The organism is Amazonocrinis nigriterrae CENA67 (assembly GCF_016056305.1).
Taxonomy (GTDB): domain Bacteria; phylum Cyanobacteriota; class Cyanobacteriia; order Cyanobacteriales; family Nostocaceae; genus Amazonocrinis; species Amazonocrinis nigriterrae.
In genome coordinates this window covers 1-9,875 of sequence record NZ_JAECZC010000082.1, presented here as the reverse complement: position 1 = coordinate 9,875, position 9,875 = coordinate 1, and the positions used below count along the sequence as shown (strand labels likewise).

General features: G+C 41.7%; 10 protein-coding genes and 1 pseudogene. 7 read left to right on the top strand and 4 right to left on the bottom strand.

Annotated features, from left to right (window positions below; translation table 11 throughout):
- A pseudogene (locus tag I8748_RS28345) lies at window positions 1-779 on the bottom strand (ATP-dependent DNA helicase); the annotation flags it as partial.
- Window positions 780-979: 200 nt separating this feature from the next.
- On the opposite strand from I8748_RS28345, the gene I8748_RS28340 reads away from it, so the two are divergent.
- Both I8748_RS28340 and I8748_RS28335 read left to right on the top strand, forming a co-directional pair.
- On the top strand, window positions 980-1,942 hold the full coding sequence (locus I8748_RS28340; RefSeq protein ID WP_198127841.1) for a M48 family metallopeptidase: 963 nt from the start codon (window positions 980-982) through the stop codon (window positions 1,940-1,942).
- A gap of 126 nt (window positions 1,943-2,068) precedes the next feature.
- Entirely contained in the window at window positions 2,069-2,500 is a 432-nt protein-coding gene (locus I8748_RS28335) for a hypothetical protein (protein WP_198127840.1), read from the top strand.
- 371 nt (window positions 2,501-2,871) lie between these two features.
- On the opposite strand, the gene I8748_RS28330 is transcribed toward I8748_RS28335, so the two are convergent.
- From I8748_RS28330 to I8748_RS36155, 3 genes are all read right to left on the bottom strand, one after another.
- Window positions 2,872-3,477 carry a Uma2 family endonuclease gene (locus tag I8748_RS28330; RefSeq protein ID WP_318781289.1) on the bottom strand — a complete coding sequence of 202 codons (606 nt, stop codon included), beginning with the start codon at window positions 3,475-3,477 and terminating at the stop codon, window positions 2,872-2,874.
- A gap of 244 nt (window positions 3,478-3,721) precedes the next feature.
- Window positions 3,722-4,756: a group II intron reverse transcriptase gene (locus I8748_RS36160; protein ID WP_318781290.1), complete on the bottom strand. Its 1,035-nt coding sequence runs from the start codon at window positions 4,754-4,756 to the stop codon at window positions 3,722-3,724.
- A gap of 23 nt (window positions 4,757-4,779) precedes the next feature.
- Entirely contained in the window at window positions 4,780-5,331 is a 552-nt protein-coding gene (locus I8748_RS36155) for a reverse transcriptase N-terminal domain-containing protein (RefSeq protein WP_318781288.1), read from the bottom strand.
- A gap of 692 nt (window positions 5,332-6,023) precedes the next feature.
- Here I8748_RS36155 and I8748_RS28320 point away from each other — a divergent pair.
- From I8748_RS28320 to I8748_RS28300, 5 genes are all read left to right on the top strand, one after another.
- Complete coding sequence (locus I8748_RS28320) at window positions 6,024-7,184, top strand: RNA-guided endonuclease InsQ/TnpB family protein (protein ID WP_198127839.1); 1,161 nt, start codon at window positions 6,024-6,026, stop codon at window positions 7,182-7,184.
- Complete coding sequence (locus I8748_RS28315; RefSeq protein ID WP_198127838.1) at window positions 7,174-7,422, top strand: hypothetical protein; 249 nt, start codon at window positions 7,174-7,176, stop codon at window positions 7,420-7,422. Before I8748_RS28320 ends, I8748_RS28315 begins: the two co-directional genes overlap by 11 nt.
- A gap of 151 nt (window positions 7,423-7,573) precedes the next feature.
- Window positions 7,574-9,100: a lysine--tRNA ligase gene (gene lysS / locus I8748_RS28310; protein WP_198127837.1), complete on the top strand. Its 1,527-nt coding sequence runs from the start codon at window positions 7,574-7,576 to the stop codon at window positions 9,098-9,100.
- Between the two features lie 135 nt (window positions 9,101-9,235).
- Complete coding sequence (locus tag I8748_RS28305) at window positions 9,236-9,427, top strand: hypothetical protein (protein ID WP_198127843.1); 192 nt, start codon at window positions 9,236-9,238, stop codon at window positions 9,425-9,427.
- Between the two features lie 46 nt (window positions 9,428-9,473).
- On the top strand, window positions 9,474-9,839 hold the full coding sequence (locus tag I8748_RS28300) for a helix-turn-helix domain-containing protein (protein ID WP_198125864.1): 366 nt from the start codon (window positions 9,474-9,476) through the stop codon (window positions 9,837-9,839).
- Window positions 9,840-9,875: the final 36 nt, after the last annotated feature.

The following is a 9,875-nucleotide window of genomic DNA, read 5'->3' as shown; positions in this document are numbered from 1 at the left end:
CTTTCGGAGCAGGGGAGCTTTCGGAGCAGGGGATGGGGGGATGAGGGAGAGAGATTTTCATTAATGTCTTTAAGTTGTTGCCGGAACTGTTGCCAAGGTTCTGGCAATGATTGAACTGACTCTAAAGCAGAATATAGATGGTTTAAAATTTCTATTTCTGGTTGAGAAATTAGGTAGCACTCATACGGATTAGCAGGATGCTGGAATAGTTCTTTTGTGATTTGCACTCGTACAGAACGAATTAGCTCAGCTTGGCTGGGACAAGCTAGCATGAGTTGATCCCAATCATGGGGTTGAATGTCTTCAGTTAGTTGCTGACGCACCCAATCTTCGAGATCGTCTACCCCATCAATAATAGTAGGAATATCTGGGGGAAAACGCTTATCAGATACGAGTTGCCCTTTTAACCAAGCTGCGGGGGACGTAAGGAGTAGCCCTTGGAACTCAGAACTAGGCCAAGCGTCACCTGTTCTGATGGGTTTATCAGCTTGCAGCCATTGCTGTAGCCGGGGAATTTCCACTCTTAGCAGACGTTGCTGTACTTCTTCTGGGGCAACAATAATTACAGGGCCATGCCACATCAATGCTGATGCAACAAAACTAGTGCGATATCGCCCTTGATAACCACAAACTGCCCCAACTTGAATTAAGGCGCTACGTCCTAAGCGCAAGGCCCGTGCTACCAACCTTGCCATCGTCAAATGATGGGGCCAGGAAGGAAAACCCGCCTGCGATCGCAGGAAGTTATGTAGTGACAAATGGACTTCTGCCTCAATCACACGTTTTTAATCCCATAAAAAGTGACTTTTACTTCCAATAGCCCCATTTCTATTATGTTGTCAGTTGTTAGTTGTTAGTTGTCAGTTGTCATTTGTTAGTTCTTAGTTGTTATTTTTACTAAGCACTGACCATTGACTACTGACCACTGACCACTGACCACTGACCACTAACCACTAACCATTGACTAATTACCCAAATTATGCCAACTTACACAGGAATTTCCAGCGAAGCCTTCAGGCATCCACTGGATCGCCAAGCTGAGCAAGCTTTACGAAGTTTACCGGGATTTGATTTAATTGCTCGTAAATTTGTGGAATTTGTCTACGAACGCCCTCAGTTAGTCTATCTAATGGGCAACACCATCCAAGTCGGGCCGCGGCAATATTCCACCATTTACCAGATCTTTCGCGAATGCGTGCGAGATTTGGACATTTACCCAGAACCTGCACTGTTTGTCTCACAAAATCCCCAAGTAAATAGCTATGCACTGGGGCAAGATAATCCTTACATAGTCATAAATACAGGGGCTTTAGACTTACTAAACGAAGCCGAGATTCGGGCAGTGCTAGCCCATGAACTAGGGCATATTAAGTGTGGTCATACTATTTTAATTCAAATGGCGATGTGGGCAATGAGTGCTGCTTCTGTCTTGGGAGAATTAACCTTTGGCATAGGCAATTTCGTCACTCAAGGCTTAATTTATGCCTTTTTTGAATGGCGGCGTAAAGCCGAATTAACGGCAGATCGCGCAGCACTGTTAGTTATGGATGACTTGAATCCTGTAATGTCATCAATGATGAAACTATCTGGTGGTAGTATCAAATATGGCAATGAATGTAGTTTACAAGAGTTTATTAAACAGTCAGAGAGTTATCAGGCACTAGATGCAGACGGACTCAATCAAGTGTACAAATTCTTGATGTATAGTGGCGCTCAGGGTATGATGCTCAGTCATCCTTTCCCTGTGGAACGCGTGCATTTCTTACGGGAATGGGCAGTATCAGAAGAATATCAGCAAATTCGCCGAGGAAACTATCAGCGATCCCCCGCTTCAGGAGCAGTTAATGTTACAGCTGATTCTCCTGAAAATGAAGCGGAAGCTTTACGCCGTCAAGTTGAAGAATTGCAACAAGAAATTAACAGAATTAAACAATCTGAGTGAATCTTGTGAGGGTGTGTTGTGACGCTAGCTGTAGCATAATTTATCTTTTGGGATTCCCTAAGAATGGATAATACTTTCTAGCTGGACTACCGCGTCCTGAATGTTGTGATTTAGGCATTTATCAACATGGCTATCAACTTTACAAAACGGCTGTCTGTGTTAGCTGTTACTATTTTTACTCTTTTCATCCTCATGCCTGTAAGTGCCTTGGCAACACCTGTTCAATTCCATGCTACTTCTAGTGTCATTTTCGCCCAAACTACCAAAGTGGCAAGTGAATCTACTCCATTTTCAGAAATTAACCTGACTCCCCAACAACTCCAACAACTACAGGCGGTGCGTCAGCGTAGAAACAAGGAAATCAAGGCAGTATTAAACTCATCCCAACTTGCCAAACTTGCTCACAATTTGCATTCTGGTCAAGATATCAACCAGGCTCTAAAAACACTAAATCTACAACCAGAACAGCAAGAATTGGTAGAAGCAATTCTGAAATTTGCGAATTTAAAAATGAAGGCAATTATATCTCGAAATTCGCTAACAGTAGGGCAAAAATAAAGGTTTTAGTTGCAGAGTTAAATCATTGAATCTTGGTTATAGATGTCAAGAATATTTTCTCTGATACCCTTGTTGAGATAAAGCGATCGCTTCAATTAGCCAGGAGCGATCGCTTTTTATTAGACCTCTTGTAAAAGACATCTTGGCGACTGGAAGTCTCGGCTACACAGACTAATCCGAAAGATAATTTAGAATTTAAATGTAGGGTGCGTTGTCGCGCAGCGCACCACCAATCATTAGAGGTGTGCGATTTCTACGTCACAAAACACCTTAGGTTAAATTTATATTTACTGATGTACATTAATTTTTTTCGCCGACTTACTTAGATAATTACATTGCAATATAGTTGAAGTTTATATAAATGCAAACAATTATGGAAACAGTTGACTAATCTGGACTTCAATTTCTGGGAAAGCAATCAAAGATATTGATACATTCTCCTCTAAAATCAATTGTTGATTGTAAAATACTAAATCCGGTTCACGAAAAACATCAACCTGACGCTGATTTACATCCAAAATCCAATATTCTGCAATTCCCGCCTTAGCATAAAGAGGCGCTTTTTGTTTGCGGTCTGCCTCTAAAGTTGTATCCGCCACCTCAATCAATAAAAAAACTTCATTAGGTGCAGGATGATGATCAATGTATTTTCGTGAATCGAGGCGGACAACAGCAATATCCGGTTCAGGTTCAGAATATTGACTTAACTGAATGGGGTCTTGTACCCGAACTAAAGCAACTTCTGCTAGTAGGCGCTTGAGGTAGTCAGATGCACACAGCGTTGTGGCTGCATGGGGAGGATTTTTGGCACTTATGGGGATAACTTGCCCTTCAATAAGTTCTACCCGTTCCTCAGTTTTAATAATCCCCGTCTCGAACATCCGGTGATATTCATCTACATTCCACAAGCGCAGTCTAGTTTGTGTCATTGTATTTCCTTTGGCGATCGCAAATCTATTTTGAAACAAAGTTGGCACATTTTTGTTTCACTTTTGTTTCAAAATTAGTAAATTTGATATGATTAAATATTTACTTGTTTTTTATATTTGTTTTTGGTAATATTTAACTAAGCAAAAAGCCAGTGCGTCCTGTGGAAAGTTCGGCACTATCTTTGCTCCAAACTCAATGGAGACTATTATTATCGAAAATTTGGTTAGGGTCGATGCCCATATTACTATGGGACACCTCCCATTCAGAACGTAGCGTGCGGCTTTCACCGCACTACGCTCCTAGTTTGACACCTACTAAATCAGGGTTAACCTGTTTTTCGGACTCACATCTTTTGCCATGATTGGTTTGATACAAGTGACATTCCCGGTGCAGAACTTCCAAATTATTGGTTTTCCAATTTGCATGATTACCATCCTTGTGGTGTAGTTCAGCTATGTCACCTGAATAGAACATTAGACCGCAGTGAGCGCACTTGTGATTCTGTTTCTTCAAGGTTTTTGCCGTTATACCGTCGTAATTAGCATTCTCTCTCTTTGACCAGTATGCTAAGTTGCCGTCAAATGGGGATTTTTCTCCCGTAACGTTGACAAATCTGCACGCTGCCCATTTAACAGATGGGAATGCTTTCTTTAAAACCTTGTTGGTTTGGTATCGGTCATATTTTCCTTGCTTACGAATGAACTTCCACGTCCAGTAGTTTAAATTCCATAGGTCGTGTTGACTCATATCACAGAATCGATGGTAATTTCTCCACCCTCTTATTACCGCTCCACATTTGTCGATGCGTTCTTCAAGAGTGAATCGACTATCTTTCATTACTTCTTTCACTTTCGTCTTAATTCCTTTAACGGATTTTTGACTCGGCGTAGAGATGAATTTACCATTGGGTTTAACGCAAAAGTTCCACCCAAGGAAGTCGAAACTTTCAGTGCTTTTGACCACTTTGGTTTTGGCTTCTTTTACTTTTAACCCTCTTGTTTCCAAGAATAGGTCAATGCGTTCTCTGAGGATGTTTTCATTGTCTTCAGGGTTGAGGATGTAAACCACGTCATCCGCATAGCGGAATCCTTTTAGTGCATCCAGATAAGTACCACCATTCTTGACTTTGTACCTCAGTTCATACCCCACATTTTCTAGTCCATGTAGAACTAGATTTGCAAGTAGTGGACTGATTACGCCGCCTTGAGGGGTTCCTGTTTCTGAGGATGGAAATTCTCCTCGGACTCCGGCTTTAATTGCTCGAAAAAGTCCTTGTTTGGCTGCTCTGGGAAGTTGGACAGATTGCATTAAGAATTTGTGGTCAATCTTGTCAAAACATTTTTCGATGTCTAGTTCGAGGATTCTTTTATGTATACCCTTGGCGTTAGCCTTGAGTTGATTAAAGATTCCTTGTTGGACTCATGGCAACTTCTACCTGGTCTGAACCCATAGGAATGGGCGTTAAAGAGGGCTCCGGCTGCTGGCTCCAGAGCATATTTGAGAAGACACTGGTAGGCTCTATCGCTAATGGTTGGAATTCCTAACCCTCTCTTTGTTCCGTCGGCTTTGGGTATCCAAACTCTTTTGAGAGGTTGGTGTTTCCATTGCTTCCAGTTTTTAACTAATACTTCGTAAAGTGCTAGTCTTTGTGATGGTTCAAGGGCTTTCTTACCGTCTACCCCTGCGGTTTTCCGTCCGGTGTTTAGCTGTGTCACTTGCCGAATAGCAAGCAATTTAGCTGCTTTAGAACTTAATAAAAGTTTCTGAAGTTTTCGCACTAATCGTGCGTTCCCGTTCTTTTGAGCCTTGAATATCCGAACTTGTAGGCGAAACACAATTTTCCGCAACTTGCGCCACGGGATTGATTTCCATTTATCAACTGGATTTAACTCCGTTGTCATAACTTTCTCTACTACGTTTTGGACATTTTCTATGCAAACCTCACCCAGTTGTCAGCGAGTCCTTGGTTCGCTAATTTTCGAGTGAATCCTACCAACTCTCCCCGCTAACTCTTATTTAAGGAGTCCACAATCTCTGAGGATTGGAGGTTGAAAGAGCCGTTTTATTCGTTCCACAATCTAGTTGTTTTGTAGTTTTAGGTTCCCTCACTTCGCCCACGACCACCTAGAGTTGCATCTGCTCTAACCATCGGCGACGCAGGTGTATTGTTGTTATTCGGTCTTGATTTTGACTGAAGGGTTTTAGACGCTTTTTCTAAGGGTTCGGTTGACACCTAACCATGACTACCTACCTATACGAGTTACCCCCATCTCAGGTTTGTTGTTCTCGTCCTGTCCCCAGCTTCATTTTCAGAGTTTGTTCTCTGTCTATGTGGGCAGATTTGGCATCACGCCACTCCTAGCGGGTGAGACTTGCTTACTCTAGGATTTGGGCGCACTCACACTAGATTGTAGTTATCCTTACTTTCTTTTGGGACTTTGTGAGTCCAAGGCGGTGTAAGGACTCTAATCCCCGTAGTTATTCACTATGTTTCATAGAAACGAACCGCACGGTTTAAAACCCCGTCGTAGAACTACGGCTTTACTTTTGTTTGACTTTAGTTTAACATAGTAAGCATAGTTTGGTAAATGCGATGTTAAAAGCCTACAAGTACAGAATCTATCCGACTAGTGAGCAATCCATATTGCTTGCAAAGTCGTTTGGATGTGTACGCTGGTTTTACAATTACGCACTCAACCTAACCAACGAAACTTACAAGCTAACGGGTAAGGGATTAAGCCGTAACGATATAATTAATTTGTTGCCTTCTTTAAAAAAAGAACATGAATGGTTGACACAACCTCCTTCCCAATGTTTGCAACAAGTAGCCTTAGACTTGTCTAGTGCGTTTTTGAACTTTTTTGAGAAACGGGCGAAATACCCAAACTTCAAAAACAAAGGTCACAAACAATCTATTCGCTTTCCGCAACAAATAAAACTAGACGGCGAGTATCTCAATTTACCTAAATTGGGTAAGGTTTACTGTAAAGTATCTCGCTTACCTGAAGGAAAACTCAAATCTGTTACTGTTTCATTAACTCCGTCGGGTGAATACCATGCTGCTTGTCTCTACGATGATGGTAAAGATAAGCCTGTTTCATCATCACAAGGAAAAGCTATTGGTGTGGACATGGGGATTAACCATTATGCTATTACATCCGATGGGACTAAGCATGGTAACCCCAAATATTATCGAAAACATGAAGTCAAATTAGCCAACAAACAAAAGCAACTCAGTCGCAAACAGAAGGGATCTACAAATCGAAATAAGGCACGAATTAGAGTTGCTAAGGTTCACAATAAAATCACCAGATGTCGAGAAGATTTTCTACACAAGCTAAGTCGTAAATTAGTTGACGAGAACCAAGTCATAGTTGTAGAGAATCTGGCAGTTAAAAACATGATAAGAAACTCCAAGTTAGCTAAATCTGTTAGTGATGCTAGTTGGGGTCAATTCTGTACTATGTTGAAATACAAGTCTGAATGGTCAGGTAAAATCTATATTGAAGTCGATAGATTTTACCCTAGCTCAAAAACTTGTAGTAACTGCTTGCATCAAGTGGATAGCCTAAGTTTAGATGTTCGTAGTTGGCAATGTTCAAAATGTCAAACGGTGCATGACAGAGACATCAACGCAGCCGTTAACATCCGCGATGAAGGTTTACGACTTTTGGCGGGAGGGCATCTCGCTACCGCTTCTGGACAACGTGTAAGACCATCTAAAGGCACTGCTTTTAGAGGCAATGTTGGATGAAGGAAGAATCCTCACCGTTCTACGGTGGGGAGTTGTCAAGCCCTATCGAGATAATCTCAATAGGTGGTTAGCTGTGCGTTTGCTTGGGAATATGCAAAGAGTCGTTGTAGCACGTTTCCGCAAACAATCGGAAGCTGAAGGTTATTTACAGCCTATTAGGCGCTTGATACCTGATGGCAAATTTTTGGTAGTCTTTGATGGCGACAACAAATCCGAGGTAGATCAAGATTGCAGATAAAAGACTTGCAAATAATAAATATCCCACAGTCATCAGCCATCAGTCATCAGTCATCAGCCATCAGCCAGAACAACTTAATTTATTAGAGTTCCCTAATCACCCCACCTGTTCGCAGCATTTATAATATTCATGCCCTCTTTAGTTCGTTAACATGTCCGAAGAAGATATTCGTGCCACTAGGCTGGAAAAAGTAGAGCAGCTAAAGCAGCTAGGTATTAATCCTTATGCCTATCGTTGGGAATCCAGCCATCACGCAGCGCAATTACAAGCCCAATTTGCTGATTTACCCAACGGTGAAGAAGTTGATTTAGAAGTTGCTATAGCCGGACGCATCAGGCTGCGTCGTTTTATGGGTAAACTAGCCTTCGTCACCTTAGAAGATGAAACCGGCGCAATTCAGCTTTACTTAGAAAAAAAGCGCGTTGAAGAAAGTATGGCAGATGTTCTCGCCAATGCTTTCAAACAATTAGATAAACTTACAGATATTGGCGATATTTTAGGCGTTACAGGCACTATTAAACGGACTGAAAAGGGCGAGTTATCTGTCTACGTTAAACAATATACTATTCTGACCAAATCTCTGTTACCCTTACCAGACAAACGGCATGGGTTAACAGATATCGCCAAGCGCTACCGTCAGCGTTACGTTGATTTGATAGTGAACCCGGAAGTACGGCAAACTTTCCGCCGTCGCGCCCAAATTACTGCTGGTATTCGCCGCTATTTGGAACAGCGGGATTTTCTAGAAATTGAAACGCCAGTTTTGCAAAGTGAAGCAGGCGGTGCTGATGCACGTCCGTTTATCACTTATCACAACACCTTAGATATGGAGTTGTATCTACGAATTGCTACAGAACTCCATCTCAAGCGGTTAATTGTGGGTGGTTTTGAAAAGGTGTTTGAATTAGGGCGAATTTTCCGCAATGAAGGAGTTTCCACTCGCCATAATCCTGAATTTACCACCATTGAAATTTACCAAGCCTACGCCGACTACAACGATATGATGGCGTTGACAGAAGGAATTATTACCACTGTCGCCCAAGAGGTTCTCGGAACATTACAAATTACTTACCAAGACACACCTGTAGATTTAACACCACCTTGGCGGCGGGTGACTATGCACGATATAGTCAAAGAATTTACAGGCTTAGATTTCAATTCATTCCAAACTTTGGAAGAAGCAAAAGCAGCAAGTAAAAATGCTGGTTTGGAAGGTATAGAAGATGTACCATCCATTGGTAAATTGTTGAATGAAGCCTTTGAACAAAAGGTAGAAGAAAATTTAATTCAGCCTACCTTTGTTATTGACTATCCAGTGGAAATTTCGCCCTTAGCAAAACCTCACCGTTCTCAGCCTGGTTTGGTGGAGCGATTTGAGTTATTTATTGTAGGGCGGGAGACTGGCAATAGTTTCTCAGAATTAACTGATCCCATCGACCAAAGAGAACGTTTAGAAGCACAAGCCGCGCGCAAAGCCGCCGGCGACTTGGAAGCCCAAGGTGTAGACGAAGACTTTCTCACCGCTTTGGAGTATGGAATGCCGCCTACAGGTGGTTTAGGCATTGGCATTGATAGATTGGTGATGTTATTAACCAATTGTGCCAGTATTCGGGATGCGATCGCTTTCCCCCTACTCAAGCCTGAAAAATCAGAACCATCCCCAGAATCTGAAAGTTAGCAAAAAGCCAAAAATGTATCATCAAAAACCTGTAGAGAAGTAACATTTTGCTTCACTACAGGCTTTTTTGTAAAAATGCCATAAAATAATCATCAAATTCCCAAAATTAATTTGATTTTTGAGGTTTAGTATTTTTTGCAAGCAAACGAAATAAAAAATCGACTCAAGTCACTCATTAAAGAAGCATCCACAATAGACCCAAATTTAGCAAAAAGGTTAGAAGAGATAAATCGTTGGGTTAAAGATGTCAAGCCTGGTTCGCTGATAGCTAAACCAGTTTTGAGATTATTTTTGCTACAGCTAATACAGCGTTTTTCAATTGAATAGACACCAAATTTAGTAAACTGAAGGAGCAGCAAAAATACTCATAGTTATGCCGGCTCCCTACTCAACAGATTTACGCCAACGTGTGATAAATGCTTATGAATCCAAACAAGGGTCGCAACGCCAATTGGCTGAACGCTTTCAAGTGAGTGTATCCTTCATTAAAAGGTTAATTCGTCGCTATCGAGACACGGGACAGGTGACATCTTTGCCTCATGGAGGAGGTGCGATCGCTAAAATCAGGAATAGTAGTTTGGCAGTAATTGAGCAGTTAGTTGATGAGCAACCAGATGCAATACTTGAAGAATTATGCTCTGGTTTTGCAGCCAAAAGTGGTGTCGAAGTCAGTGTTACGACTATGCATCGAGCAGTTCAAAGGTTGAAGTTGACCACTAAAAAAAACACTATATGCTAGCGAGCAAGACAGTTCACGAGTCAATCAAATGCGCTT

Coding starts and splice junctions, on each gene's coding strand:
- I8748_RS28340 (WP_198127841.1), top strand. CDS start 980: ATGCCAACTTACACAGGAATTTCCAGCGAAGCCTTCAGGCATCCACTG.
- I8748_RS28335 (WP_198127840.1), top strand. CDS start 2,069: ATGGCTATCAACTTTACAAAACGGCTGTCTGTGTTAGCTGTTACTATT.
- I8748_RS36155 (WP_318781288.1), bottom strand. CDS start 5,331: ATGACAACGGAGTTAAATCCAGTTGATAAATGGAAATCAATCCCGTGG.
- I8748_RS28320 (WP_198127839.1), top strand. CDS start 6,024: ATGTTAAAAGCCTACAAGTACAGAATCTATCCGACTAGTGAGCAATCC.
- I8748_RS28315 (WP_198127838.1), top strand. CDS start 7,174: ATGTTGGATGAAGGAAGAATCCTCACCGTTCTACGGTGGGGAGTTGTC.
- lysS (WP_198127837.1), top strand. CDS start 7,574: ATGTCCGAAGAAGATATTCGTGCCACTAGGCTGGAAAAAGTAGAGCAG.
- I8748_RS28300 (WP_198125864.1), top strand. CDS start 9,474: ATGCCGGCTCCCTACTCAACAGATTTACGCCAACGTGTGATAAATGCT.